Origin of the sequence: Dactylosporangium sp. NPDC051485, assembly GCF_040682015.1 — a bacterium.
Taxonomy (GTDB): domain Bacteria; phylum Actinomycetota; class Actinomycetes; order Mycobacteriales; family Micromonosporaceae; genus Dactylosporangium.
In genome coordinates this window covers 17,040-41,364 of sequence record NZ_JBFAZW010000096.1, presented here as the reverse complement: position 1 = coordinate 41,364, position 24,325 = coordinate 17,040, and the positions used below count along the sequence as shown (strand labels likewise).

The 24,325-nt window shown below is 72.5% G+C and carries 24 protein-coding genes and 1 pseudogene; 12 read left to right on the top strand and 13 right to left on the bottom strand.

Translation table 11 applies throughout. The features are described from left to right. A pseudogene (locus tag AB0M46_RS39100) lies at positions 1-306 on the bottom strand (hypothetical protein); the annotation flags it as partial. A gap of 31 nt (positions 307-337) precedes the next feature. Between AB0M46_RS39100 and AB0M46_RS39095 the strand changes: the two are divergent. Further along, complete coding sequence (locus AB0M46_RS39095) at positions 338-1,474, top strand: hypothetical protein (protein WP_363344751.1); 1,137 nt, start codon at positions 338-340, stop codon at positions 1,472-1,474. Positions 1,475-1,481: 7 nt separating this feature from the next. On the opposite strand, the gene AB0M46_RS39090 is transcribed toward AB0M46_RS39095, so the two are convergent. Continuing rightward, complete coding sequence (locus AB0M46_RS39090; protein ID WP_363344765.1) at positions 1,482-2,180, bottom strand: SDR family oxidoreductase; 699 nt, start codon at positions 2,178-2,180, stop codon at positions 1,482-1,484. A 5-nt stretch (positions 2,181-2,185) separates the two neighbouring features. Then, positions 2,186-3,346 (bottom strand): thiolase family protein, encoded by a 1,161-nt coding sequence (locus tag AB0M46_RS39085; RefSeq protein WP_363344749.1) that lies wholly within the window; start codon positions 3,344-3,346, stop codon positions 2,186-2,188. 63 nt (positions 3,347-3,409) lie between these two features. On the opposite strand from AB0M46_RS39085, the gene AB0M46_RS39080 reads away from it, so the two are divergent. Further along, positions 3,410-4,261, top strand: a complete 852-nt coding sequence (locus AB0M46_RS39080) for a hypothetical protein (RefSeq protein WP_363344747.1) — start codon at positions 3,410-3,412, stop codon at positions 4,259-4,261. 8 nt (positions 4,262-4,269) lie between these two features. Here the strand turns inward: AB0M46_RS39080 and AB0M46_RS39075 are convergent, their stop codons facing one another. The 6 genes from AB0M46_RS39075 to hisN all read right to left on the bottom strand — a co-directional run bounded on the left by AB0M46_RS39075 (position 4,270) and on the right by hisN (position 12,435). Further along, entirely contained in the window at positions 4,270-4,689 is a 420-nt protein-coding gene (locus tag AB0M46_RS39075; RefSeq protein WP_363344745.1) for a nuclear transport factor 2 family protein, read from the bottom strand. Positions 4,690-4,768: 79 nt separating this feature from the next. Further along, complete coding sequence (locus tag AB0M46_RS39070; protein ID WP_363344743.1) at positions 4,769-6,052, bottom strand: MFS transporter; 1,284 nt, start codon at positions 6,050-6,052, stop codon at positions 4,769-4,771. Beyond that, positions 6,049-7,308, bottom strand: coding sequence for a pyridoxal phosphate-dependent aminotransferase family protein (locus tag AB0M46_RS39065; protein ID WP_363344741.1), 1,260 nt, complete (start codon positions 7,306-7,308; stop codon positions 6,049-6,051). The genes AB0M46_RS39070 and AB0M46_RS39065 overlap by 4 nt, the downstream gene beginning before the upstream one ends. 61 nt (positions 7,309-7,369) lie before the next feature. After that, positions 7,370-10,375: an EAL domain-containing protein gene (locus AB0M46_RS39060; protein ID WP_363344739.1), complete on the bottom strand. Its 3,006-nt coding sequence runs from the start codon at positions 10,373-10,375 to the stop codon at positions 7,370-7,372. 280 nt (positions 10,376-10,655) lie between these two features. Beyond that, on the bottom strand, positions 10,656-11,534 hold the full coding sequence (locus AB0M46_RS39055) for a hypothetical protein (protein WP_363344763.1): 879 nt from the start codon (positions 11,532-11,534) through the stop codon (positions 10,656-10,658). A gap of 82 nt (positions 11,535-11,616) precedes the next feature. Beyond that, a complete protein-coding gene (hisN, locus tag AB0M46_RS39050) occupies positions 11,617-12,435 on the bottom strand; it encodes a histidinol-phosphatase (RefSeq protein ID WP_363344737.1) in 819 nt (272 codons plus the stop codon). 69 nt (positions 12,436-12,504) lie between these two features. On the opposite strand from hisN, the gene AB0M46_RS39045 reads away from it, so the two are divergent. Next, on the top strand, positions 12,505-13,023 hold the full coding sequence (locus AB0M46_RS39045) for a DUF2087 domain-containing protein (RefSeq protein WP_363344735.1): 519 nt from the start codon (positions 12,505-12,507) through the stop codon (positions 13,021-13,023). Here AB0M46_RS39045 and rsgA read toward each other — a convergent pair. Both rsgA and AB0M46_RS39035 read right to left on the bottom strand, forming a co-directional pair. Then, on the bottom strand, positions 13,000-13,995 hold the full coding sequence (gene rsgA / locus AB0M46_RS39040; protein ID WP_363344761.1) for a ribosome small subunit-dependent GTPase A: 996 nt from the start codon (positions 13,993-13,995) through the stop codon (positions 13,000-13,002). The two genes, AB0M46_RS39045 and rsgA, sit on opposite strands and share 24 nt — an antisense overlap. Before the next feature lie 7 nt (positions 13,996-14,002). Then, positions 14,003-15,331, bottom strand: coding sequence for a 3-phosphoshikimate 1-carboxyvinyltransferase (locus AB0M46_RS39035; protein ID WP_363344733.1), 1,329 nt, complete (start codon positions 15,329-15,331; stop codon positions 14,003-14,005). Positions 15,332-15,421: 90 nt separating this feature from the next. On the opposite strand from AB0M46_RS39035, the gene AB0M46_RS39030 reads away from it, so the two are divergent. From AB0M46_RS39030 to AB0M46_RS39000, 7 genes are all read left to right on the top strand, one after another. Next, positions 15,422-16,144 carry an SOS response-associated peptidase gene (locus tag AB0M46_RS39030; RefSeq protein WP_363344731.1) on the top strand — a complete coding sequence of 241 codons (723 nt, stop codon included), beginning with the start codon at positions 15,422-15,424 and terminating at the stop codon, positions 16,142-16,144. Positions 16,145-16,312: 168 nt separating this feature from the next. Further along, complete coding sequence (locus AB0M46_RS39025; RefSeq protein ID WP_363344729.1) at positions 16,313-16,744, top strand: WhiB family transcriptional regulator; 432 nt, start codon at positions 16,313-16,315, stop codon at positions 16,742-16,744. Positions 16,745-17,259: 515 nt separating this feature from the next. Next, complete coding sequence (locus AB0M46_RS39020; RefSeq protein ID WP_363344727.1) at positions 17,260-17,823, top strand: alpha/beta family hydrolase; 564 nt, start codon at positions 17,260-17,262, stop codon at positions 17,821-17,823. A 387-nt stretch (positions 17,824-18,210) separates the two neighbouring features. Continuing rightward, a complete protein-coding gene (locus AB0M46_RS39015; RefSeq protein WP_363344725.1) occupies positions 18,211-19,011 on the top strand; it encodes a sigma-70 family RNA polymerase sigma factor in 801 nt (266 codons plus the stop codon). Between the two features lie 5 nt (positions 19,012-19,016). Further along, the gene (gene rsrA, locus AB0M46_RS39010; RefSeq protein WP_363344723.1) at positions 19,017-19,301 is read left to right on the top strand and encodes a mycothiol system anti-sigma-R factor; all 285 of its coding nucleotides are present in this window, start codon (positions 19,017-19,019) and stop codon (positions 19,299-19,301) included. Between the two features lie 346 nt (positions 19,302-19,647). Continuing rightward, complete coding sequence (locus AB0M46_RS39005) at positions 19,648-19,863, top strand: biotin/lipoyl-binding carrier protein (RefSeq protein ID WP_363344722.1); 216 nt, start codon at positions 19,648-19,650, stop codon at positions 19,861-19,863. Then, positions 19,860-20,399, top strand: coding sequence for a GNAT family N-acetyltransferase (locus tag AB0M46_RS39000; protein WP_363344720.1), 540 nt, complete (start codon positions 19,860-19,862; stop codon positions 20,397-20,399). The genes AB0M46_RS39005 and AB0M46_RS39000 overlap by 4 nt, the downstream gene beginning before the upstream one ends. Here the strand turns inward: AB0M46_RS39000 and AB0M46_RS38995 are convergent. Next, positions 20,322-21,074 (bottom strand): helix-turn-helix domain-containing protein, encoded by a 753-nt coding sequence (locus AB0M46_RS38995; protein ID WP_363344718.1) that lies wholly within the window; start codon positions 21,072-21,074, stop codon positions 20,322-20,324. The two genes, AB0M46_RS39000 and AB0M46_RS38995, sit on opposite strands and share 78 nt — an antisense overlap. A 97-nt stretch (positions 21,075-21,171) precedes the next feature. Here AB0M46_RS38995 and AB0M46_RS38990 point away from each other — a divergent pair, with 97 nt between their 5' ends. Together AB0M46_RS38990 and AB0M46_RS38985 are read left to right on the top strand one after the other, a co-directional pair. Then, positions 21,172-22,719 (top strand): MDR family MFS transporter, encoded by a 1,548-nt coding sequence (locus AB0M46_RS38990; RefSeq protein WP_363344716.1) that lies wholly within the window; start codon positions 21,172-21,174, stop codon positions 22,717-22,719. Between the two features lie 149 nt (positions 22,720-22,868). Then, entirely contained in the window at positions 22,869-23,897 is a 1,029-nt protein-coding gene (locus AB0M46_RS38985; RefSeq protein ID WP_363344759.1) for an SIS domain-containing protein, read from the top strand. Here AB0M46_RS38985 and AB0M46_RS38980 read toward each other — a convergent pair. Continuing rightward, positions 23,872-24,324 (bottom strand): hypothetical protein, encoded by a 453-nt coding sequence (locus AB0M46_RS38980; RefSeq protein WP_363344714.1) that lies wholly within the window; start codon positions 24,322-24,324, stop codon positions 23,872-23,874. The two genes, AB0M46_RS38985 and AB0M46_RS38980, sit on opposite strands and share 26 nt — an antisense overlap. Position 24,325: the final 1 nt, after the last annotated feature.

The window sequence follows — 24,325 nt, the reverse complement described above, 5'->3', positions numbered from 1 at the left end:
GCCGTTCCCGGCGGCCCCGCCGCCGGCCGGCCCCCGTCCGCCGGTCATCGCCGCGCCCGGCGGGGTGCTGGCGCCGCCGCCCAACGCGCCCGTCTCGGGCCCGACCGGCATGCCGGTGTCCGGGATGCCCGCGTCCGGGCCGCCCGCGCCGTTCTCCTCGGCCCCGCCGCCCCTGCCCGTCCAGGGCAGCCCGACGGCCCCGATGTCGCCGGCCGGCTTCCAGTCCGCGGCCACGCCGCAGTCCCCGACCGTCCCGGGCGGCCCGACGGCGCCGATGTCGCCGGCCGGGTTCCAGTCCGCGGCCACGCCGCAGTCCCCGGGCGGGCCGACGGTGCCGATGCCACCCGCCGGGTTCCAGTCCGCGGCCGCGCCGGTCCCGGGAGGCCCGCCCAACAGCACGGCCGTCTTCGGGGCGCCCCCACCGGTCCCGGTGCCCCCGCACGGCGCTCCGCCCGTCCCGGGCCGCTCCGGCGGCAGGCTGGGCCTGCTGGTCGGCGTCGTTGCCGTGCTCGTGCTGCTGCTCGGCGCCGGCGGCGTGGCGGCCTACCGCGCGGTCAGCAACGACAAGACGTCCGACTCGAGCGCCAACCGCGGCAGCAGCGGCGGCAACGGCGGCAACACCCGCGGCAGCGGCGGCTCGGGCAGCACCGCCGGCGCAAACTCCGGCGGTCAGGCGGCCAACACCAAGGACGCCAAGCCCGGCGCCAAGCAGCAGAGCGTGCAGGTGGGCAAGTCGGTCTGGTTCGCCCAGTACAAGATCACTGTCAACAAGATGACGTACGACGCCGACGCGTCGCAGCACAAGCTCTCGGCCGAGGTCGTGGTGGAGAACCTCAGCACGGCCAACGCCACGCCGTACCTTCCCATCGTCTTCTCGATCGGCGGGCAGCAGTACACGGGCTCACTGCGGGAAAGCTCGACCGTCGCGGCCGGCCAGAAGAGCAACTACAACCTGGACTTCTCGATCTACGACCCGCTGACGGCCGGCCTCGCCACCGGCCAGCTCATCTTCGGCGGCGGCGAGGTGGAGCAGCCCACGATCCCGCTCGACGGCAGCGCGGTCAACGCCTACGAGCCGGTCAACCTGCTCAAGGACAAGAAGGTCACCGTGCACGACGTGACGGCCACCTTCACCACCTGCGACCTGCGCGGCGGCTTCTTCGACTACAACGGCCAGGCCAAGAAGGGCTACCGGGCGGTCATGTGCAAGGTCGACATCCAGTACACCGGCAACAGCTCCCTGTACGTCGGGCAGGAGCACTTCCGGCTCGCCGCCCCCGACGGCAGCGAGTTGGGGCCGCTCACCGCGCCGAACGAGGCGCTCTCCGGCGGGCAGGTCGCGGTCGGTGACCCCCTCGCGTTCCAGGTGAAGGCGGACCTGCTGGGCACGTACAAGCTGCGCCTGGTCGACCTCGGCGGTCACAAGGACCGTCAGCCCGGCGACGTCGCCGAGATCGACCTGGTCCTCAAGTAGCGGCGAACTAACGGGCGCCGCCGTTGACATACAGGGTCTGGCCGGACACGTAGGAGGCCTCGTCGCTGGCCAGGAAGGCGATGACGGCGGCGACCTCCTCGGGCCGGCCGACCCGGCGCAGCGGCGTGCGCTCGGCGACCAGCGCCTGGTGCTCCTCGGGTGAGCTGCCCACGCGTTCGGCCGTGGCGGCGGTCATCGCGGTCGCGATGTAGCCCGGCGCGACGGCGTTGACCGTGATGTCGTACGGCCCGAGCTCGATCGCCAGGGTCGCGGTGAGCCCCTGCACGCCGGCCTTCGCGGCGGCGTAGTTGGCCTGGCCGCGGGCGCCCAGGGCCGAGCGGCTGCTGAGGTTCACGATGCGGCCGTAGCGGGCCTTCACCATGTACCGCTGCGCCGCCTGACAGCACAGGAACATGCTCGTCAGGTTCGTCTGCAGCACGGCGGTCCACTCGTCGTACGGCATCTTGAACAGCAGGTTGTCCCGGGTGATCCCGGCGTTGTTGACGAGGACGTCGATCCGGCCGATGCCGGCGAACACCTCGTCGACCTGCGCCTTGTCGGTCACGTCGCAGGCCACGACCCCGTCGCCGGCCTTCAGGTCCAGCGCCACCACGTTCGCCCCCTGCGCGCGCAGCAGCTCGGCGGTTGCCGCGCCGATGCCCTGCGCGGCGCCGGTCACCACGGCGGTCCTGCCCTCGAATCGCAAGTTCGTCACCTTTCCACCAGTACCGCGCTACCTTGCCCAACCCCGACGCACATGGTCGCCAACCCCCGGCTGTCCCCGGTGCGCCGCATCCGGTGCAGCAGCGTGGTCAGGATCCGCGCCCCGGAGCAGCCCAGCGGGTGCCCGATGGCGATCGCCCCGCCGTCGGGGTTGATCATCTCCGGGTCCAGCCCGAGCCGCTCGGCGCTGGCCAGGACCTGGGCCGCGAACGCCTCGTTGAGCTCGGCCTGCCGCACGTCGCCGATCTTCCAGCCGGCCCGAGCCAGCGCCTTGCGGGTGGCCGGGACCGGTCCGATCCCCATCACGTCGGGGTGCACGCCGGCCGAGGCGCCGGCGACGTACCGCCCGAGCGGCTCGAGCCCGAACTCGCGCAGCGCGTCCTCGCTGACCAGCAGCAGCCCGGCCGCGCCGTCGTTGAGCGGCGAGGAGTTGCCCGCGGTCACCGTCCCGCCCTCGCGGAACACCGGCTTGAGCTTGGCCAGCTTCTCGAGGCTGGTGTCGGCCCGGATGCCCTCGTCGGCGGCGACGCCCTCGATCGGCAGCAGCTCGGCCGCGAAGTGCCCGTCCCTCGTCGCCCGGGCGGCGTTGCGGTGGCTGCGCAGCGCGAACTCGTCCTGCCGCGCGCGCGTGACGCCGTACCTCGCCGCCACCTCCTCGGCCGTCTCGCCCATGCTCAGCAGCCCGTGCAGCTCGCGCATGGCGGGGTTGATCAGGCGCCAGCCGAGGCGGGTGTCGGCGATGGCCATCGCGTTGGGCAGCGCGTCGTCGGGGCGGGGGAGCACGAACGGGGCCCGGCTCATCGACTCCGACCCGCCGGCGACCACGACGTCGGCCTCGCCCGCGGCGATCGTGCGGGCGGCGACGGTGACCGCCTCCAGGCCGGAGGCGCACAGCCGGTTGACGGTCGCGCCGGGCACGCTGCCGGGGAGACCGGCCAGCAGTACCGCCATCCGCGCGACGTTGCGGTTGTCCTCGCCGGCCTGGTTGGCCGCGCCCCAGTACACCTCGTCCACGCGCGCCGGGTCGATCCCGGCCACCAGCTCCCTGACCACGGCCGCCGCGAGATCGTCGGGGCGCACGTGGGCGAGCCCGCCACGCAGCTTCCCGATCGGCGTGCGCCGGGCGGCGGCAAAGTACACGGTTCGCATGCCATAAAACTAACACTGTTAGTAGGCCGGAACCCTTCGGAGGTCCCCCGCGTCCAACCGGGCATGAAGCTGTTGCGACTGGTCCCCGCCGTGCTGCTGGCCGCCTCCGGGTGTGCCGCCCCTGGAAGTGCGGCCGAGAACGGCTCCTCGGCCGCCTCCTACGCCCCGGGCGACCTCGTCTTGCGGGTGCGCACCGGCGGCGGGTTCGCGCCCTTGTCGGCGGCGGTGACGCAGCTGCCCGAGATCAGCGTGTACGGCGACGGCCGGGTCGTCACCATCGGCCCGGTGCCGGGCCTCTACCCCGGCCCGGCCCTGCCCAACATCCAGGTCCGCCGCATCTCCGCCGCCGACGTGCGCCGGCTGGCCCAGCGTGGCCTGGCGGCGGGCGTCGGCCGGGGCGAGGACATGGGCGTGCCCAACGTGGCCGACGCCCCGACCACGCACATCACCGTGCGCACCGCCACGGGCGCCGCGACCACGGACGTGCCCGCGATGGGCATCGACTCGGGCGGGGAGGGGCTGACGGCGGACCAGCGCGCCGCCCGGGGCCGGATGCAGCAGTACGTCGCCGAGCTGCGCGACCTGCCCGAGACCCTCGGCCGCAAATCGGTCGGCGAGGCCGCGCCCTACGAGCCGGCCCGCATCGCCGCGGTGGCGACGCCGTGGCGGCCCTCGGCGGACGGCCTGCCCTCCGACCCGCCGGCGATCGAGTGGCCCTCCGCGTCCGCCCTGCCCGGCGACCCCGTGCCCAACCGCCCCGGCGTCAACTGCCTGGCGGTGGAGGCATCACCGGTACTGTCGGCGGCAGCATCGGCGAACGCGAGAACGCCGTGGCTCTCGGGTGGCACCCGCTGGGCCGTGGCGCTGCGCCCCCTCCTGCCGGACGAGTCGGGGTGCGCGGACCTGGGCCGCTGAAGCCCGGTTCAGGCGGGTTCCTCGGTTCGGGCGGGTTCCTCGGTTCGGGCGGGCTCCGAGCCCTGGACCGCCCGCCAGAGCCAGGCGCCCGACGAGCGGCGGGAGAGCAGGCCCGTGATGCGGTACGGGAACGGCTCCACCGCCCCGTCCGCCCCGTGCTCGGCGCCGTCGGCCTCCGCGATCACGAAGGCGGCTCCGGGCAGGCTGTGCACGGTGGCCGAGGTGGCCTGCCAGGTGTAGGCCGCCGGCCGGGCGAACAGATCGGTCAGGAGCTCCCGCACGGCCGCCCGGCCGTGGGCGGATTCGCCCGCCTCGGACCCGACGTACGTGATGTCGTCCTCGGGCACGAAGCAGGCGAGCGCCTCCTCCAGGTCCTTTTCCAGGAACGCCCGCCCCAGGCGATCCACCATGGCCACCACGTCGCTCATGCATCCTCCGCTTCGCTCCGGCCGTATGAGCCAGAACCGTGCTTACTGTGAGCGGCCCCTCCGCAACGCTCCGGACCGCTCATGGAGTCACCACCACCTGCTTCGGCGAGCGCATGCCCGGCAGGTACAGGAACGCGAAGGTCACCGCGGCGCCGAGGACACCGGCGCCGACGAGCGTGTTCTGGACGCCGATCGCGCTCGCGACGGGGGCGGCCATGGCGTAGCTCAGCGGTACCAACGCGATGGAGATGAACCAGTCCACCGATGAAACGCGGCCCATGAGCTCCTCGGGCACGAGCCGCTGCTTCGCGGTCGCCCAGGCGATCGTGCCGGCCGCCTCCAGGCCGTTCACCAGCGCGCACGCCACGGCCAGGTGCCACGTCGCGGTGGCCATGCCGTAGCCCGCGACGGCGAGCGTGGCGAGCGTCCAGGTGATGTAGATGAAGCGCATGTACTGCCGCGGCACCCCGCGCTGCCCCACGATGAGCGCGGCGGCGATCGCCCCGATGCCGCCGCTGGCGAGCACCAGGCCAAGGTCGCCGGCTGAGCCGTGCAGCTCGTTCTTCACCACGAACGGCAGGAGCACCTCGGTCGGGCCGATGAAGAGCAGGTACGCGAACGTTGCCGCGACGAACGTGCCCCACAGCCACACGTTGCCGCGCACGTAGTTCATGCCCGCCTTGAACTCCTCCCAAACCGAGCTCTCGGACATGTCGGGTGTGTCCGGATTGACGGCCGTCCGTGCCCGCATGAGGAAGAGGCAGGCGGCCGAGACCGTGAACGTGGCCGCGTCCACCGCGAAGGCCAGGCCGGAGCCGCCCAGCGCGATGAGCACACCGCCCAGCGACGGCCCGGCCATCTGCAGCGCGGCCGGGCGGACGAACTGGTCCAGGGCGTTGGCCTGGACCAGATCCTCGTCCTTGACCAGGGTCGGCACGAGCGAGTCGAACGCCGGGCCGAAGAAGCCCGACGCCGCCCCGTAGACCGCGACCAGCGCCACGATATGCCACACCTGCACCACGCCGGTGAGGCTGAGCGCCGTGAGCGTGATCAGCACCGCCCCCCGCACCACGTCGGTGCCGAGCATGATCTTCCGCCGGTCGAACCGGTCGCTGATGACCCCGCCGAAGAGCAGGGTGACGACCTGGGGCAGCGACAGGGCGAACCCGACGACGGACATCGCCGCGGGGGCGCCCGACAGCGCGTACACCTGCCAGGCCAGCGCGACGAGGAGGATCCCGTCGCCGATCAGCGAGGTGCTCATCCCCGTCCACAGCAGGCGGAAGTCCCGGCTGCGGAGGGGGACGAGCAGGCCCGGGAGCCCGCGCGGGGCGCGGTGCCTGGCCTCGAAGCCGTGCCTCAAGCCGCGTCCCGGAGACGATCCGCGCCGGCGAGGTCGGACAGCACGGCGTTGAGCTGGTCGATCTCCTCGTCGGTGTTGGCCGCGGTGACCTGGATGCGGAAGCCGACCTGGCCGCGCGGGACGAGCGGGTAGGCGGCCAGCGTCACGTAGGTCTCGCGGTCCCACAGGAACTGCCCGACCTGGGCGATGTCCTGCCCCGGGGCCAGCGGCAGCTCGATGATCGGCGTGGTGCCCGTGTTCGGCGTGTAGAGGCCGAGCCCGCGCACGTGCTCGAGCACCCGCATGGTCTTGCGGTACAGGTCGGCGCGGATCTCGTCGCCGCGCTTGTCGTTGAGCTCCAGGCCGGCCATGACCGTGGCCAGCGAGGCGGTCGGGGACGGGCCGGAGTAGAGGTACGGCGGCGCGGCGACCTTCAGGTGGTTCTTCAGCCAGGTCGGCAGGGCCAGGAAGGCCATCAGTGAGGAGTACGACTTGGAGAAGCCGCCGACCAGCACGATGTTGTCGTAGGTCTCGCCGGCGTGCTTCACGATCGCGTTGCCCCGCGAGCCGTACGGCGAGGTCTCGTCGGGCCGCCGCTCGCCGATGACGCCGAAGCCGTGCGCCTCGTCGACGTAGAGGAGGGCGTCGTGCTGCCGGCAGACCGCCGCGAAGCGGGCCAGGTCGGGCGCGAGGCCGGTCATGCTGTTCACGCCGTCCATCGCGACCAGCTTCGCCTTGCCGGGCGGGGCCTGGGCGAGCAGCTCGGCCAGGTGCTCGGGGTCGTTCGCCCGGAAGCGGTGGACCGTGGCGCCGAGGCCCTTGGCGTACATGCAGCCGTCGTAGATGGTCTTGTGCGACTGTGAGTCCAGGAAGATGTGCCCGTCGCCGGCCAGGATCGGGATCACCGACATGTGGATGTGCGTGATGGTGGGCAGCAGCAGGGTGTCCGGCGCGCCGAGCAGCTCGGTCAGGCGCTCCTCGATCTCGATGTACGGCCTGGAGTTGCCCAGCAGCCGCGACCAGCTCGGGTGCGTGCCCCAGGTGCGGATGTAGGGGTCGACCGCGTCCATGATCTCCGGCTCGAGGTCGAAGCCGAGGTAGTTGCAGGAGGCCCAGTCGGTCAGCCAGTGACCGCCCACCCGGATCCGGCGGCCGTCGATCTCGTCGATCACGGCGTCGTACATCGGGCTGGTCGCGCGCAGACGCTCGAGGTCGTCCCAGCGCCCGTCGCGACGAACGTAGGTGCCCTTGGTGCTGTGCAGCGGGTGGACGGTCATGCGGTACTGCCTTCCGTGGTGAGGGATGTTCCTGGGTGTCTCGCCGGGAGCGCCGGGCGAGCTACGCCATTGCGGCGAATGGCGCGGTCTTCGGGATGAGCGCGAACGCGTCGGGCTCGGACAGCGGCCGGGCGAAGAGGTAGCCCTGGCCGTAGGGGCAGCCGATCTCCTGCAGCGCCTCGCGTTGGCCGGCCTCCTCGACGCCCTCGGCCACGACCGAGAGGTTGAAGGTCTGGGCCAGCTGGACGATCGCGGTGACCACCGCCCGCTGCTGGGTCGAGGACAGCATGTCGTCGACGAACGACTTGTCGATCTTGAGTACGTCGATCGGCATGTGCTGCAGGTACGACAGCGACGAGTAGCCGGTGCCGAAGTCGTCGATGGCCAGCCGGATGCCCATCGCCCGCAGCGCCTCGAGGTCGGCCCGGACCTGGTCGTCGTTGCGCAGCAGCAGGCTCTCGGTGATCTCCAGCAGCAGCGTGCCGGGCTCCACGCCCGAGGAGTGCAGCAGCTGGCGCACCTCCTCGACGAAGCCGGGGGTGCGGAACTGCCGCGCCGAGACGTTCACGCTCATGTACCGCAGCGCGCCGGGCGCGGTCGAGCGCTGCCAGCGCGCGGCGGTGCTCAGCGCCTGCTGCAGCACCATGCGCCCCATCGGCACGATGAGCCCGCTCTCCTCGGCCACCTCGATGAAGTGGCCGGGCGCGATCATGCCCCGGGTCGGGTGGTTCCAGCGCACGAGCGCCTCGAAGCCCAGCGGCACCCCGGTCTCGAGGTCCACGATCGGCTGGTACTGCAGGACGAACTGGTGTTCCTTGACCGCCTGGTCGAGCGCGGCGCGCAGCTCGAGGCGCTCCAGCACGGCCGTGTGCAGCTCCGACTGGTACCGCCGCCAGCGCCCCTTGCCGGCGCCCTTGGCCACGTACAGCGCGAGATCGGCCTGGCGCATGAGCTGCTCGGCCGAGCTCGCGTCGACCGTGGTGGACAGGCCGATGCTGCTGATGCCGTTGACCGACTCGCCGGCCACGGCGAAGGGCTCGGCGAGCGCGAGCGTGATCCGCTCGGCGGCCAGCTCCAGGTCGCTCATCGAGTCCGCCTCGATGAGCGCGGCGAACTCGTCGCCGCCGAGGCGGGCCACGGTATCGGACGGACGCAGCTCCCCGGTGATCCGGCGGGCCACCGACCGCAGCAGCTCGTCGCCGACCGCGTGGCCGAGCGTGTCGTTGACGATCTTGAAGTCGTCCAGGTCGATGAAGAGAACGCCGACGAGGCTGCCGTGCCGCCCGGCCGAGACCACCGCCTGCTCGACCCGGTCCTGGAACAGCACCCGGTTGGCCAGGCCGGTCAGGGCGTCGTGGAACGCCTGCCGGATGAGCTGTTCCTCCATGCGCCGGCGCTCGGTCACGTCGCGCACGGTGAGCACCAGGCCGCCGACGGTGGTGTCGTCGCGCAGGTCGCGGCAGTCGGCCTCGACCACCAGCGCGCTGCCGTCGACCCGCTCCGCCCGCACGTCGATGACGTCGTGGCTGTGCAGCCCGGACCGCACCTGCCCGAGCGCCTCGGCCAGGCGCGGCCGCTCGTCGTGGGCGATGAACTCCCACAGCTCGTAGCCGGCGATGCGCTCGTCGCCGAAGACCGTGCCGGCCGACGGGCTCGCGTACTGGATGACGTCGTTGTCGTCGACGATGAGGATCACGTCGGACGTGTTGTGGATGAGGGTACGGAAGTAGGCCTCGCTGTTGCGCCGGTTCACCTCGGCGGTCAGCGCGATCCGCTCCAGCGCCATCGCGGCCTGGGACGCCAGCACCTCAAAGGTCGGCTGGAGGGCCTGCAGGGCCTCGGTGGGGGCGGCGAGGTACAGCGTGTCGCTGGTCACGCCGAGCGGGTGGCGCAGCGTGGAGCTGTACTCGTGCAGCTCGGCCCGCACGTCCGGGGCCAGGCCGGCGACGCGCACCAGGCCCGGCGCGGGCAGTTCGGCCTCGACGTCGACGCGGACCACGGCGACGGTGTGCGGGGTGTCGGCCGGCAGCAGCCGGTCCAGCGCCGTGCGCACCGCGGACAGCGCCTCGGCCGGGTCGGCCGCGGACACCAGCGTGGTGGTGGCCTCGCGCAGCTCCCGCTCGCGGGCGAGGGACTGCCGGTGCACGCCCATGACGCCGGCCAGGCGGGTCAGCACGAGCACGAACATGACGCCGGAGGAGACGGCGATGACGGCGGCGTCGCGCACCGTGCCGACGCTCGCTTCGACCAGCGTGACGCCGGGTGCGATCAGCGAGGCGGCGCCGAGCAGCGCGATGCGCCGCCCGCCGAGGTCGGTGTTGACCGAGCGGGTCGGCTCGGTCAGCTCGCGCATGGACGGGTGCAGCGCGGCGGCCGCCCAGGCCCCGTAGCAGACCACCCAGCCGAGGTCGGTCGGCCCGCCGACGTGCCAGTCGCCGTTGAGCTGGATGAGCCCGTAGACGACGTCGGTGATGAGCAGCCCGGCGGTGCCGAGCCCGAGCAGGTTGATCGACCCGGTGCGCCGCACGCCGCCGGTCACCAGCCGGGCGAAGACGGCCAGCGTCAGCACGTCACCGAGCGGGTACGCGATCGACACCATCTTCTGCCACAGCGTCAGCTCGGTGTTGCGCACGTAGGGGTCGATCAGGAAGATCCAGGACAGCAGCGCCAGGCCGATGGTCAGCGTCGCCGCGTCGAGCAGGCTATCGCGGTTGTTGCGCCCGGTCCGCGCCCGGATGAACCCGAGCAGGCCGCCGGCGACGAGGGGGTACATCGCCAGGTACAGCCCGTCGGGGGCGGACGGGAACGGGTTGTCCAGCCCGAGCACGTCGGTCTGCACGTTGTAGAGGAGGTCCCCGAGCCCGAAGCAGGCGAGCGCGGTGGCGAGCAGGAACCACGGCCATCGGCGGTTGGGCCGGTGGACGAGGACGCCGACGACCACGCCGGTCGTGCTGGACAGGCCGATCGCGCCCCACCAGACCATGTGCATGTCCGGCCAGCGGTAGAAGGCCGCCGTGAGCAGGGCCATCCAGACCGCGAACCAGGCGCTGAGCTTGCTCTTCAGCACGCCGCCGCCTCCTTCCCGCTCACGATCGGACTGCTGCGATCTCCCTGATCGGTCAGCGGTCCGGAGTCTGAACAGGAACCGGGGTGCGGCTCGGGTCCTCCGAGTTGCCGGACGGGTCCCCCGTTTGGAGGACTTCTCGTGTTTGCTTGAGCACTCAACGTGCCCACGGCGGGTCTTTTCGACATGTCGGGCGCTCCGCGCCGCGACATGTCGGATTTATACCCCGACGGGTGAAAAAACTGGCGGAATGCCCGGGTTGTAATGCCCGGGTTGTTCCGATTCAGCGGTCGGCGGCGTGCTGCTGTGTGCCGCTGAAGGCCAGCCCGGCGGGCGGGCACTCGGCCTCGGGCGCGATCTTGTGGTGGTGCTGCGGCTCCGCGTAGAAGCTCAGCCCGATCACCCCGGCCAGCGTCACCACGAAGCCGATCGCCACCAGCCACTCGCGGTGGGGCCACACCCCGTCGCCGAGGAACAGCAGCCCGACCAGCGCGGCCGGCACCGCCCCCGCGGCGTCCATGGCGGCCACCGCCGCCGTCGTCGAGCCCCGTTGCATCGCCAGTCCGAGCAGGAGCTGACCGACCAGCGAGTGGGCGACGAGGAGGTACGACAGCGGGTCCGTCACGAACTGCGTGAACGAGTCCGCCGAGGCCAGTGGGCGTGAGGCCACCGCCGCGGCGCCGAAGGCCACGCCCGACAGGGAGCCCAGCACGACCGAGCCGGGCGCACCGTGCAGCCGTCCGGCGAAGAAGCCGAGCACGGCCAGCGCGACGAGGACGCCGATCAGGGCGACCACCCCGCCGGTGCCGAGCTGGCGGGACGGGGCCGGCTTGGCCGCCACCACCAGGGCGGCGATGCCCACGATCAGCGCCAGCAGCAGGGCGATCTCGGTGCGCGGCAGCTTCCACTTGAGGATCAGCACGCCCAGCACGGTGGTCACGCCCAGCCCGGCCGCCATGGCCGACTGCACCAGGAACAACGGAAGGTCGCGACGGGCGAAGAAGGCCAGCAGGAAGCCGGCGCATTGACAGGCCACGCCGACGAGGTACGACTTGTGGCGACCCAGCCGCAGCAGCAGCATCGGCTGGAAGCCATGGTGCAGATCGGTACGTGCGGCAGCCATGGATTGCAGCAGGTTGGCGACGCCATAGGCGGCGATCATCGCGCCGAGGAACAGCCAACTCCAAGATGCCACCCGGGCAGGATAGACCCCGCGGACGGCCTCGGCATACGGACCATTCGGCCTAGCCGGACAAACCGGACAGTCTGGTATGACTCAACCGGGTGAGCACGTCCTCGTGGAGGTGGCCGTTCGTGGCCACCGCGCTGCCGCCGCCCGGGCCGGGCTGTCCCTGCAGGTCGGTGAAGGTGCCGCCGGCCTCGGTCACGATCGGCACCAGGGCGGCCAGGTCCCACAGCGACAGCTCGGGCTCGACCATGATGTCCACGGCGCCCTCGGCCAGCAGCATGTAGCCGTAGAAGTCCCCGTACGCCCGCTGTCGCCACGTCCGACGGCTGATGTCCAGGATGGCGCCCAGCCGGCCGGCCTCCTCCCAGCCGCCGAGCGAGGAGTAGCAGAACGACGCGTCGGCGAGCCGGCTGACGCCCGACACCCGGATCGGGGTGGCCGCCGCCGTGTGGCGCCCGGCGTACGCCCCGTGGCCGAGCGCGCCCCACCAGCGCCGCCCGAGCGCGGGCGCCGACACCAGGCCGACGACCGGCTGGTCGCCCTCCATGAGCGCGATGAGCGTGGCCCAGATCGGCACGCCGCGCACGAAGTTCTTCGTCCCGTCGATCGGGTCGATGACCCACTGGCGGCTGCCCGGGCCGGCCGCGGCCTCGGTCGCGCCGTACTCCTCGCCGAGCACCCCGTCGCGCGGCCGGGCCCGGCCCAGGGTGGCCCGCAGCGCCTTCTCCACCGCCGTGTCGGCGTCGGTGACCGGCGTCAGGTCCGGCTTCTCACTCACGTGGAGGTCCTGCGCGCGGAAGCGCGGCACGGCGATCGCGTCCGCGGTATCGGCGAGGAGGTGAGCAAGGGCCAGATCATCCGCGTAGCGCGCCATGCGCGGAAACTTAGCCGACGATCGCCAACTTCTGGCAGTACTGTCGCCGTTTGTGACTCCCACAGCCCTGTGCGGCCTCTCGCCGAGTCCGACCGCCTCGATGTCTTCGCCGCCGTCGTGCTCGGCGCGCGCACGCCCTCGGCCGTCGAGGCGGCCACCGGGATACCCGCCCGGCTGGTCGAGCCGGCCATCCGCCGCCTGCAACAGGGCGGCCTGCTCGTGGTGGAGGACGGGCAGCTGGCCGCCGCGCGGGACGCCTTCAAGGACGCGGTGCGCGCGAGCGTCGTGCAGTCCGCGCCGCAGCCCCGGCTGGACCCGGACCGCCAGCGCGACCTCGTCCTGCGCACCTTCATCGCCGACGGGCGGCTGACCCAGATCCCGGCCGTGCACGGCAAGCGCATGGTCGTGCTGGAGCACATCGCCTCGTCGTTCGAGCCCGGGATCCGGTACCCCGAGCGCGAGGTCGACGCGATCCTGCGCGCCTGGCACGACGACCACGCGGCCCTTCGCCGTTACCTGGTCGACGCCGGCCTGCTGTCGCGGGACAGCAACGTCTACTGGCGCTCAGGCGGACCCGTCGTCGTCTGACGTCTCGGTGGCCGCGCCCTCCTTGGACGCGAGCAACCGGCGGAACGAAGCCAGCCGTCGCGGGTCCGCCCCGCCCTCGGCGATGAGCTTGTCGAGGCCGCAGTCGCCGCCCGCGCCGGTGTGGTCGCAGTTGGGTGGGCAGCGGGTGGATGCCTCGACCAGGTCGGGGAAGCCGTGCAGGAGGCTGTCGGCCGACACGTGGGCCAGCCCGAAGGAGCGCACGCCGGGCGTGTCGATGATCCAGCCCAGGTCGCCCGGCAGCCGCAGGGCGACCGCGCTGGTGGAGGTGTGCCGCCCCTTGCCGACCGCGCTGACCGAGCCGACCGCCCGGTCGGTCCCCGGGACGAGCCGGTTCACCAGCGTGGACTTGCCCACCCCGGAGTGGCCGATCATGACCGACACCCGCCCGCGCAGCTGCTCGACGAGGTCGTCCAGCGGCGCGTCCGGCCGGCACAGCACGTAGGGCAGGTCCAGCTCGGCGTAGTAGTCCAGCACCGCGTCGGGGCTCGCGAGGTCGCCCTTGGTCAGGCACAGCAGCGGGTCGATCTCGGCGTCGTACGCGGCCACCAGGCACCGGTCGATGAACCCGGTGCGCGGCGGCGGGTCCTGCAGCGAGTTGACGATCACCAGCTGCTCGGCGTTGGCCACCACCACCCGCTCGAAGCGCCCCTCGGTGCTGCCCTCCTCGTCGTCGGCCGTGCGCATGAGCACCGAGTCCCGCTCGGCGATGCGCACGATGCGGGCCAGGGTGTCCGGGCGGCCGCTCACGTCGCCGACGATCTGCACGTGGTCGCCGACCACGACCCCGTGCCGGCCGAGCTCGCGGGCGCGCATGGCGGTCACGGTGGCGCCGGTGTCGAGGAGATGGCAGGTGTACCGCCCACGGTCCACGGCCACCACGAGCCCCTCGACGGCGTCGCTGTGCTTCGGGCGCTGGCGCGTGCGCGGTCGCGAGGACCGGCCGGGGCGCACCCGCACGTCATCCTCGTCGTACTCGCGCTTCCGCCTCAGCCGACCCTCCCTCGTAGCCGAACACCATGGTCGACCATAGCCGGGGAAAGTCGGGCACCGTCTTCGCGGTGCATGCCACGTCGTCCAGGTCCACCCCGGCGACCGTCAGCCCGAGCACGGCGCCCGCGTGCGCGAGGTGCCGGTCGCCGTGGGTGGGCAGCGTGCCCCCGTGCAGCGGCCGGGGCCGCACCCGCAGGCCGTCGGCCTCGACGGTGACGTCGGCGCCCAGGGTGGCCAGCGCGCCGGCCAGCCGCCCGAGCCCGTCCTGTCCGTCCGCGGTCTCGTCCCGGCAGGTCGCCGGCCCGAGGCCGAAGAGGTGCGACGGCGAGTCGGCCACCGCGGCCAGCGCGGCCAGCACCGGGGCGAACTCGGCCACGCCGGCGAGGCTCGCGTGCAGCCCGCGCACCGTCCCCATGCCGCGCATCACCAGCCCGCGCGGGGTCAGGCGCGCCTCGCCGCCCATCCGGTGCAGCAGGTCGAGCAGGCGGCGGGCGGGCTGGCTGGTCGCCGGGGGCCAGCGCTGCACGGTCACCGAGCCGCCCGTGACCAGCGCGGCGGCCAGGAACGGCGCGGCGCTGCCCAGATCCGGCTCGATCTCCCAGGCCCGTCCCTTGAGCCGGCCCGGCTCGACCGACCACACGTCGGGCCGGCTGTCGTCAACGCCGGCGCCCGCCGAGCGCAGCATGTGCACGGTCAGGTCCACGTGCGACTTCGGCACCGGGTGCCCGACGTGGCGCAGCACCAGCCCCCGGTCGAACCCGGGGGCGGACAGCAGCAGCCCGGAGAGGAGCTGGCTGGAGGCGGAGGCGTCGATGGTCACCGGCCCGCCGCCGATGCGCCCGACGCCGTGCACGGTGAACGGCAGCCCGCCGCCGGGCTCGACCCGGGCGCCGAGGGCGCGCAGCGCGCCGAGCAGCGGGGCCATCGGCCGGCGCCGGGAGCGCGCGTGCCCGTCGAAGGCGACCGCGCCCTCGGCCAGCCCGGCCAGCGGCGGCAGGAAGCGCAGCACGGTGCCGGCCAGCCCGACGTCGACCCGGGCCGGCCCCTGCAGCGGGCGCGAGCGCAGCAGCCACAGGCCGTCGTCGGCGGTCGACACGTGGCAGCCCATGGCCCGCAGGCCGGCCGCCATCAGCTCGGTGTCGCGGTTGCGCAGCGGCCTCCGCAGCGTGGTGGCGCCGGCCGAGTTCGCGCCCAGCACCAGTGCCCGGGCGGTCATGGACTTCGATCCCGGCAGCCGCAGCGCCGCGTCGAGGGGGCCGGCGGCGGTCGGCGCGCGCCACGGTAACTGCGATTCCACGCGCTCAGTGTGCAATCAGTTTCAATATGTAGCGAACTTCGGGGGGCTCGCTTCCTGAGTTTTGTCACACCCCGTCGGTACGGTTGCGTCATGTGTGGCAGGTATGCGACCTCGCGCAGCAACGCCGATCTCAGCGCCCTGTTTGAGGCCACCGACGACACCGACGGGCTGGAGCCCGATTACAACGTGGCCCCGACCGACCCGGTGCCGATCGTGCGGGTCTCGCAGTCGGCCGGCGGCCGGGTGCTCTCCACCGCCCGCTGGGGCCTCGTCCCGGCCTGGGCCAAGGACCCGAAGGTCGGTGCCCGGATGATCAACGCCCGGATGGAGACCGTCGCCAGCTCCAAGGCCTTCGCCCAGTCCTTCGCCAGGCGCCGCTGCCTGGTGCCGGCCGACGGCTGGTTCGAGTGGCTGCGCACCGAAGGTTCCAAGAGCAAGCGGCCGTATTTCATAACGCTGGGCTCCGGCGAGCCGTGTGTCTTCGCCGGGCTGTGGACGGTGTGGGGCAAGGACGAGGGCCGGCTGCTCACGTGCAGCATCCTCACCGAGCCCGCCGTCGGCGACCTGGCGTTGATCCACGACCGCATGCCGCTACTGCTCCCGCCCGAGCGGTGGGCCGCCTGGCTGTCCGCCGAGCCGTCCGAGGCCCTGCTCGAGCCCACCCCGCCGTCGCACGTCGCACGCCTGGAGCTACGGCCTGTAGGCGCCCGCGTGGGCGATGTGCGCAACGACGGCCCTGGCCTTGTCGAGCGGGTCGCCGCCCCGCCCCTGCGATTGAGCGACGTCGACCCGATCGATCTGACCCTTTTTTAGGCTGAAAGTCCAAATAAAAATCTGGAGGTTTTGCGAATCGGCCTGAAAGGTCTTGTATTTGCAGTGGATTGTGCGATACAACACAGCGCCGGTGGGTGTATATCGGATGGGGGCATCCCGATGTTCACTCGCTTTGCGTTCGTTTGACCCACGGGGGAGGTGGGTGTATTGACCCGGGCGAGGATGCCACGCCCTCACGAGGTAGCCGCCGCGCGACGCGATCCGCGACTGCTACGGGCCGTCAAGGAGCAGCAGGGCGACGGAGCCTGGCGTATCCGCGGCGCATGTCAGAAGGTTGATCCGGAGACGTTTTTCCCGGCCCCGACGGAGCCGGCCGATGCCGCCGTGGCGCTGTGCCGCACGTGCGACGTCCAGGGGGCCTGCCTGGCGTGGGCCCTGGAGGTCGGCGACTGCCACGGTGTGTGGGGAGCCACCACGCCCCGCGAGCGGCGTGCGATGCTCGTCGCATGGCGCAGCGAGGCTCCGGGGCAGGTGTCGGGCCAGGTGAGACCGGCCGCGATGGCGTGTCTGCCGATCCTGCCGATCCAGCGGGTGGGCCGGCACGACAGTCCCGATCCGGTGGGCGCGGCCGCGAAGTAGCGGCGTCCGGCGCGCAGCCGGCCAAGGCGGCGTCGGCCAAGGCAACGACAACACGGAAGTCTCCCGCGGGCTCGTCCTCCGCGGGGGACTCCGCAACGCCGGCCGAGCCACCGCGCGAGGCCTCCGCCAGGGTGAAATCTGCGCGCGGGGCCTCCGCTGGGGCGAAGCCTGTGCGCAAGGCCTCCGCCGAGGTGAAGCCTGCGCGTGGGGCCTCCGCTGGGGCGAAGCCTGCGCGCGGGGCGGTTTCCGGGGCGGTCGCTTCGGGGGCGGAGTCTTCCGCAGCCGCGTCCCCGCGCGAGGCCGGCTCCGAGGCGGCGCGTGCGCGCAGGGGTGCCGCGAAGGCCGCACCTTCGCGCAAGGCCGCGTCTTCGCATACGGCCACGGGTAAGTCGCTCGCTGTGAAGGCGGCCAATGCGAAAGGTGCATCGCCGAAATCTTCGCGGGCGGAGGTTGCCCCGAGTAATAGTGGTGTCGCAGAGCATTCCGGCACCCGTGAGGTCGAGACGCCGCACGGGGTGGCGCGGTACCGGCTCGCCGTCCCGGACCGCCACGGCGGGGTGCTGCTCGTGCTCGGCCACGGCGCCGGCGGGGACGTCGACGCCGCCGACCTGACCGCCGTCCACGCTGCCGCGCTGGCCCGGGGCGTGGCGGTGGCGCTGGTGACCCAGCCGTACCGGGTGGCCGGCCGCCGCGCCCCCGCCCCCGCCACCCAGCTCGACGCCGCCTGGCTCGCCGTCCTGGCGGACCTGCGGCGCACCCTGGACTTCCGCCGGCTCGTCGTCGGCGGCCGGTCCAGCGGCGCGCGGGTGGCGTGCCGCACCGCGCGGGAGGCCGGCGCGGACCGCATCCTGGCGCTGGCCTTTCCCCTCCACCCGCCGGGCAAGCCGGAGAAGTCGCGCGACGAGGAGCTCGACACGGGCGTGCCGACCCTGGTGATCAACGGCGACCGCGACGCGTTCGGGGTGCCGCCGCCGCGCCCGGGCGTGCGCGTCCACGTCCTGCCGGGGGAGACCCACGCCCTGTCGAAGCACCCGGACGCCGTCGCCGCGGCCGCCATCGACTTCGTCGCCGCTGGCTGAGCCCCCGCCGCAGGCCGGGGTGATCACCCCAACGGGCGCGTCACGGAGGTCCGGGCCGGTCGTTGACGGGGATGTGACCGGTGCGAGCCGGTCGCGTTCCACAACCTCCCAGGCCCTTCCTGTTCCCGGCGGCCGCTCGGTCCCAACAAATGCGGCGGCCGTCGGGGGCAGGCCGGGCGCTCGGGTGAGCCGGTGTCGGCTGGGTCACCCGAGCGGCGCACAGCCGCGGAATGCCGCCGGGGCAGGCCGGGTGAATCGCCGGGTGAGCCGGTGTCGGCTGGGTCACTTGAGCGGCCCACAGATCCGCCGCGGAATGGGGAGCACCCCGCCGGTGTTACAGCGGGGGTGCGGTGCTGCCGAGGCGCCGCCAGCGGAGGGAAACCAAGCGTGGCCACACTTGAGCGCGACGACCTGCGGTTCCGCGAGTTGCTGTTCAGTCCGGCCTGGCCGGCGGCGACCGACGCGGAGCCCGACCCGTCGTGGCAGCCGATCGCCCGGGAACGATTGACGGGCGCCACAAACTCGGACCTCGCACAGCAACTCGGCGTATCCTCGGCGGGACGGTCGAGGGTGGGAGTCGCACGAGTGGTGAGCAGCGAGAGCGCGGAACAGCAGCGGGTCCGCTTTGAGCGGGATGCGCTGCCCTTCATCGATCAGCTGTACGCCGCCGCCCTGCGGATGACGCGCAACCCGTCTGACGCCGAGGACCTGGTGCAGGAGACGTTCCTGAAGGCCTTCTCGGCGTTCCACCAGTTCGAGACGGGCACCAACCTCAAGGCGTGGCTGTATCGCATCCTGACCAACACGTACATCAACTCGTACCGGCGCCGGCAGCGTCAGCCCGTCCAGGCACCGACCGAGGAGATCACCGACTGGCAGCTCGCGGAGGCGGAGTCGCACACCTCCAGCGGCCTGCGCTCGGCCGAGACGGAGGCCCTGGACCGGCTCCCGGACTCCGACGTCAAGGATGCGCTGCAGTCCCTGCCGGAGGAGTTCCGCCTCGCGGTGTACCTGGCCGACGTCGAGGGCTTCTCCTACAAGGAGATCGCCGACATCATGAACACGCCGATCGGCACCGTGATGTCCCGCCTGCACCGCGGACGGAGGAACCTGCGCCGGCAGCTGGAGGCTTATGCTGCCGACCGGGGTTTCACCCGCAACCCGTCCGCTGAGCCGAGCGAGGTCTGAGTCAGATGAGCTGTGGAGACCCGCACGAGACAGACTGCAGCGACGTCCTGGCCGAGGTCTACCTCTACCTGGACCTGGAGTGCCCCGACGCGCGCCGCAGCCTGATCCGCGACCACCTGGACGAGTGCTCCCCGTGCCTGCGCGAGTTCGGCATCGAGCAGGAGGTGAAGGCCTTGGTCGCCCGCTGCTGCGGCGCGGAGCTGGCCCCGGCCGACCTCAAGGCCCGCCTGCGCAGCAAGCTCTCGGAGCTGGTCCTCAACGCCGACTCCCGCGAGCTGCGGCCGGACTAGGCCCTCTCCGGTCGAGCAGGCCGAGCCGAGACGAGGCCCAGATCTCGGGTGCGTGCGCTCGCCGGCATCCGTAGCGTCGATCACGCCGAGGCGGCCTCGTGGCCGAGCTCGACGGGACCTCACGCGGTGGCGCCGCGGAGGCCGGGCTACCGGGTGCGTGGGTTCGAGGCCCGTCGCACGCCGGCCTGACCGGTAAGCCGGGTCCTACCCCGCTTGAGCCGGGGACCACCCCGCTACGACGGCCCGGGCACCCCTAAATGCGGGAGTCCGGGCCGTGCTGTGCCGCGCGAGGGTGATGCTCCCCGTTATGCTGCGAGCGCATGCCGCTGCGTCGAAGGAGACCGGGATGGCCGACGAGATCCGCGCCGAGATGGTGGCGAACGTCTGGAAGATCACCACGGAGGTCGGGGCCGACGTCGCCGAGGGCGACACGCTGGTGATCCTCGAGTCGATGAAGATGGAGATCCCGGTCATCGCCGAGTCCGAGGGCACGATCAGCCGGATCGCCGTCAACGAGGGCGACGTGGTGCAGGAGGGCGACCTCATCGCCGTGATCGGGTGAGCACACCCGGCGGCGCACCCGAGCTGCTCGTCCGGCTCGCGGAGCCGGGTGAGCACGACGCCGTCGCCCGGCTGACCGTCGCGGCCTACCGGGCCGACGGGCAGCTGGAGGCCGCGCCCGAATACGCGGAGGTCCTCGCCGACGTCGCCGGCCGGGCCGCGGCCGCCGAGGTCCTCGTGGCCGTCCTGGACGGGGTCTGCCTCGGGGCGGTGACGTTCACGCTGCCTGGCGGGGCCTATGCGGAGGTCTCCAAGTCCGGCGAGGCCGAGTTCCGCACCCTTGCCGTCGACCCGGCGGCCCAGCGCCGTGGCGTGGCCCGGGCGCTGGTGCAGGCGTGCATCGACCGGGCGGCCGAGCTGGGCTGCGCGGCCCTGGTCATCTGTGTGCGCCACGACAACCCCGGGGCGCATGCCCTCTACGGCCGGTTCGGCTTCGCGCGCGACCCCAGCCTGGACTGGTCACCGGTGCCCGGCATCGAGCTGCTCGGCCTGCGGCTGCCCCTGCCCGTCCTCGCCCAGCCCGTCCTCGCCCAGTAGATCCGCGCTCGCGTCGAGCTTCCCGCCCTGCCTGTCCTCGCCCGCCTCCACCTCGGAGTGGGCGTCCGCGGCGCGCAGCAGCTCCGCCGCGACCTCAAGGGCCGCCTCGCGCCGCTCCTGCAGCGTCCCGGGCCGCTCGCGCAGCAGGAACCAGCTGGCGTGGACCGAGAAGATGGCCATCGTCCGGCGCAGCTGCTGGGCCAGCGACTCCTCCGGGTCGGAGAGGAAATCGAAGATCCGCCCCATCTGCTCGCGCAGGCGTATGCCCGCCGGGAGCGTGTTGACCAGCGTCTGGTTGCGCTCGAAGAACCGGATCACGTTGCCGTGCACGAACTCGTCGTGCAGCACGGAGTAGCGCTGAATGAACTTCAGCCGCGTCGCCGAGTCCCGCGGTTGCGTGTTTGCCCAGTCCAGCAGCGCGTCGACCGCCTTGATGCGCTGCTCGATCAGGCTGGCGACGATGTCGTCCTTGGTCGGGAAGTGGTAGTAGAGCGCCGCCTTGGTCACGCCGAGCTTCTCGGCGATCTCGCGCAGCGACGTCTTGTCGTACCCCTCCTCGATGAAGAGATCGAGCGCCACCCGCTGGATGTGGGCGCGCACGTTCTCCGCGTCGGAGTCCCCGGTGTGGATCCGGTTGCGCCCGCGCACGACTCTCGCGGCGTGCTGTTCGTTCATCGCTGCAATCCTACTTGACGCTCGGCTAGGAGACAGCTTACCGTGCGGCTAGTAAGTTTACTAGCCGGTCGACAGGTAAGTTCGGGGGCAAGGGGAGATGTCCGAATCAACCGACAAGGCGCAGAGCCCGGTCAAGGTGGTCCTCCCGGGGCTGCTCATGGCCATGCTGCTGGCCATGCTCGACAACGTGATCGTCGGCACCGCGATGCCGCGGATCGTCGGCGACCTGGGCGGCGTCGACCACCTGTCCTGGGTGGTCACCGCCTACGTGCTGGGCACCACCGTCTCTACCCCGCTGTGGGGCAAGCTCGGCGACCTCTACGGCCGCAAGACGGTCTTCATGACCTCGATCGTGCTGTTCCTGATCGGCTCGATGCTGTGCGGCGTGGCCACCAGCATGCCGCAGCTCATCGGCTTCCGGGCCTTCCAGGGCCTCGGCGCCGGCGGGCTCATCGTCGGCGCGATGTCGGTGCTCGGCGACCTTGTCCCGCCGCGGGACCGCGGGAAGTACCAGGGCCAGTTCGCCGCCGTGATGGCGGTGGCCATGGTCGGCGGCCCGCTCGTCGGTGGCTTCATCACCGACCACGCGAACTGGCGCTGGGCGTTCTTCGTCAACGTGCCGCTGGGCGGCGCCGCGCTGGTCCTGCTCGCGCTGCGGCTGCACGTGCCGAAGCGGCGCACCGAGCACCGCATCGACTGGCTGGGCGCGCTGCTGCTGTCCATCGGCGTCACGGCGCTGGTGCTCATCACGACGTGGGGCGGTTCGCAGTACGCCTGGGGCTCGGCCCAGATCCGCGGCCTGGCCGTGCTGGCCGTGCTCGGGCTGGTCGCCTTCGTGCTGGTCGAGCGCAAGCACCCGGAGCCGATCGTGCCGCTGGGCGTCTTCGCCAACCGCAACTTCACGCTGGTGGCGCTCGTCGGTTTCGTGGTCGGGTTCGCCATGTTCGGCGCGATCACCTTCCTGCCGCTCTACCAGCAGATCGTGCAGGGCGCCTCGGCGACCAACTCCGGGCTGCTCCTGCTGCCGATGATGGGCGGCATGCTGGTCACCTCGCTGGTGGTCGGCAGGGCCATCACCAAGACCGGGCGGTACCGCGCCTTCCCGGTCATCGGCGGCGTGGTGCTGGTCGCCGCGATGCTCCTGCTGGCCCAGCTGGACGCGCACACGTCGAAGCTCGCCTCCGGCGCCTACATGGCGGTGCTGGGCCTCGGCCTGGGCTTCCTGATGCAGACCACCATGCTGATCGCGCAGAACAGCGTCGAGCTCAAGGACCTCGGGGTGGCCAGCAGCACGGCGACCTTCGCCCGCTCGATCGGCGGCGCCTTCGGCGTGGCCATCTTCGGCGCCATCTTCAACCACCGGCTGCACTCGCTGCTCGGCGAGCGGCTCGGCACGGCCGCGGCGGACAAGATGGCGGCCGGCGGAGGCGGCGCCCGGATCGACCCGTCGACCCTGGCCCAGCTGCCGGCGCCGGTGCGCAGCGCGGTCGTGGACGCCATCGCCGGCGCCGTCTCGAGCGTGTTCCTGTGGTCGGTCGCGGCCGCGGTGCTCGTGCCGATCCTCGCCTTCTTCATTCGCGAGGTCGCCCTGCGCGGCGGGCCGGCCGAGCAGGGCGAGCGCACACTGGTTGCGCAGGAAGGCTAGTTTCGCGCACGCGGTGCGCGAATTTGCCCCTCGAACTAGCGATCGATGCGCGAAACTGCCAAACTATGAGCAGGATCGCGCATCGATTGCGCGTTTGGGCATACGTAGAGGGGTGTTGACCAGTGACCGAGCAGCAGCCTGGCGCCGGGATGAAGGCCGACATCGCCGAGCAGCCGGAGGTCTTCGCCCGCCTGCTCGACCAGCAGGCCGGCGCCATCGCCGACGTGGCCGCGAAGATCGCGCAGTGGCGCCCGCGCAGCGTGGTCTTCACCGCGCGCGGGACCTCCGACCACGCGGCCCTCTACGCCGCCTACCTCACCGAGATCCGGCTCGGCATCCCGGCCGGCCTCGCCAGCCCGTCGGCGATGACGGTGTACGGCGCCCGCCCCGACCTGCGCGACACGCTGGTCGTCGGGGTCAGCCAGAGCGGGGGCTCGCCCGACCTGCACGAGGTCCTGCGGGTGGCCCGTGAGCAGGGCGCGCACACCCTCGCGGTGACCAACAACGCCGAGTCGCCGCTGGCCCGGGTGGCCGAGCTGCACGTCGACGTGGTCGCCGGGCACGAGGTCGCGGTGGCCGCCACGAAGACCTACACGGCCGAGCTGCTCGCCCTGCTCATGCTCGTGGAGAGCGTGCGCGGCGGCGGCGCGCTGCCCGCCGACGAGCTGGCCGAGCTGCGCAAGCTGCCCGGGCACGCCGAGGCGGTGCTGGCCGACGACAGCGTGGTCGACCTCGCCGCGCGCTACCGCTTCGCCGCCCGTCTGGTCACCACCGGCCGCGGCTACGCCTACCCGACCGCCCGGGAGACCGCGCTCAAGCTCATGGAGACCTGCTACCTGGCCGGCCTCGCGTTCTCCGGCGCCGACCTGCTGCACGGCCCCCTGGCGATGGCCGATCCGGACGTGCCGGTGCTCGCCGTCGTCGGCAACGGCCCGGCCGGGGCGTCGATGCGCGACGTCGTGACCCGGCTGGGGGAGCGGCGCGCCGACACGGTGGTGTTCGGCCCGCAGGCGGTCGAGGGCGCGAAGGGCTGGGTGCGCACGCCCGACGTGGACGAGCGCTACGCCCCGCTGCTGGACATCCTGCCGCTGCAGCGCCTGGCCCTGTCGCTGGCCCTGCTACGCGGCGAGAACCCGGACGCCCCGCGCGGGCTCAAGAAGGTGACGACGACGCTGTAGGCCCGGCGACCTCGATGATCGCCGGGGTGCCCTCGCGCATCGCCTTCGTCTGGAACGTGGTGGCCGGGCGGTCGCCGACCATGATCGTGTAGGTCGCCCGGCTTCCCGAGAGGTTGCGGAACTCGAAGGCGAAGTTGCAGCTGTAGCCGCCGGTCGCGGCCTGCGCCAGCACGCCGCCGGACAGCTCGCCGGCCGCGATGACGTGGCCGGCGTCGTCGGCCGCCCGGACGGTTGCGCCCTGCGCGATGTCCGGCACCGTGGGCGGGGCCTGACACGCCGAGCCCGTCGCGCCGGCGGCGGCGCCGGCCACGCTGACGTACCCGTGCAGCAGGATCCCGTCGGGCTTCGAGGTCTCGTCGTGGCGGTCGAGCCAGCCACAACCACCCAGCGAGAGCACCATCACGAGGGGAACCACCAACCGCCGCACG

What these genes read in the sequence shown, in the direction of transcription:
- AB0M46_RS39095 (WP_363344751.1), top strand. Translation starts at nt 338, where the DNA reads ATGCCACCCGCCGGGTTCCAGTCCGCGGCCGCGCCGGTCCCGGGAGGC.
- AB0M46_RS39085 (WP_363344749.1), bottom strand. Translation starts at nt 3,346, where the DNA reads ATGCGAACCGTGTACTTTGCCGCCGCCCGGCGCACGCCGATCGGGAAG.
- AB0M46_RS39080 (WP_363344747.1), top strand. Translation starts at nt 3,410, where the DNA reads ATGAAGCTGTTGCGACTGGTCCCCGCCGTGCTGCTGGCCGCCTCCGGG.
- AB0M46_RS39075 (WP_363344745.1), bottom strand. Translation starts at nt 4,689, where the DNA reads ATGAGCGACGTGGTGGCCATGGTGGATCGCCTGGGGCGGGCGTTCCTG.
- AB0M46_RS39065 (WP_363344741.1), bottom strand. Translation starts at nt 7,308, where the DNA reads ATGACCGTCCACCCGCTGCACAGCACCAAGGGCACCTACGTTCGTCGC.
- AB0M46_RS39055 (WP_363344763.1), bottom strand. Translation starts at nt 11,534, where the DNA reads ATGATCGCCGCCTATGGCGTCGCCAACCTGCTGCAATCCATGGCTGCC.
- hisN (WP_363344737.1), bottom strand. Translation starts at nt 12,435, where the DNA reads ATGGCGCGCTACGCGGATGATCTGGCCCTTGCTCACCTCCTCGCCGAT.
- AB0M46_RS39030 (WP_363344731.1), top strand. Translation starts at nt 15,422, where the DNA reads ATGTGTGGCAGGTATGCGACCTCGCGCAGCAACGCCGATCTCAGCGCC.
- rsrA (WP_363344723.1), top strand. Translation starts at nt 19,017, where the DNA reads ATGAGCTGTGGAGACCCGCACGAGACAGACTGCAGCGACGTCCTGGCC.
- AB0M46_RS39005 (WP_363344722.1), top strand. Translation starts at nt 19,648, where the DNA reads ATGGCCGACGAGATCCGCGCCGAGATGGTGGCGAACGTCTGGAAGATC.
- AB0M46_RS38995 (WP_363344718.1), bottom strand. Translation starts at nt 21,074, where the DNA reads ATGAACGAACAGCACGCCGCGAGAGTCGTGCGCGGGCGCAACCGGATC.
- AB0M46_RS38990 (WP_363344716.1), top strand. Translation starts at nt 21,172, where the DNA reads ATGTCCGAATCAACCGACAAGGCGCAGAGCCCGGTCAAGGTGGTCCTC.
- AB0M46_RS38985 (WP_363344759.1), top strand. Translation starts at nt 22,869, where the DNA reads ATGAAGGCCGACATCGCCGAGCAGCCGGAGGTCTTCGCCCGCCTGCTC.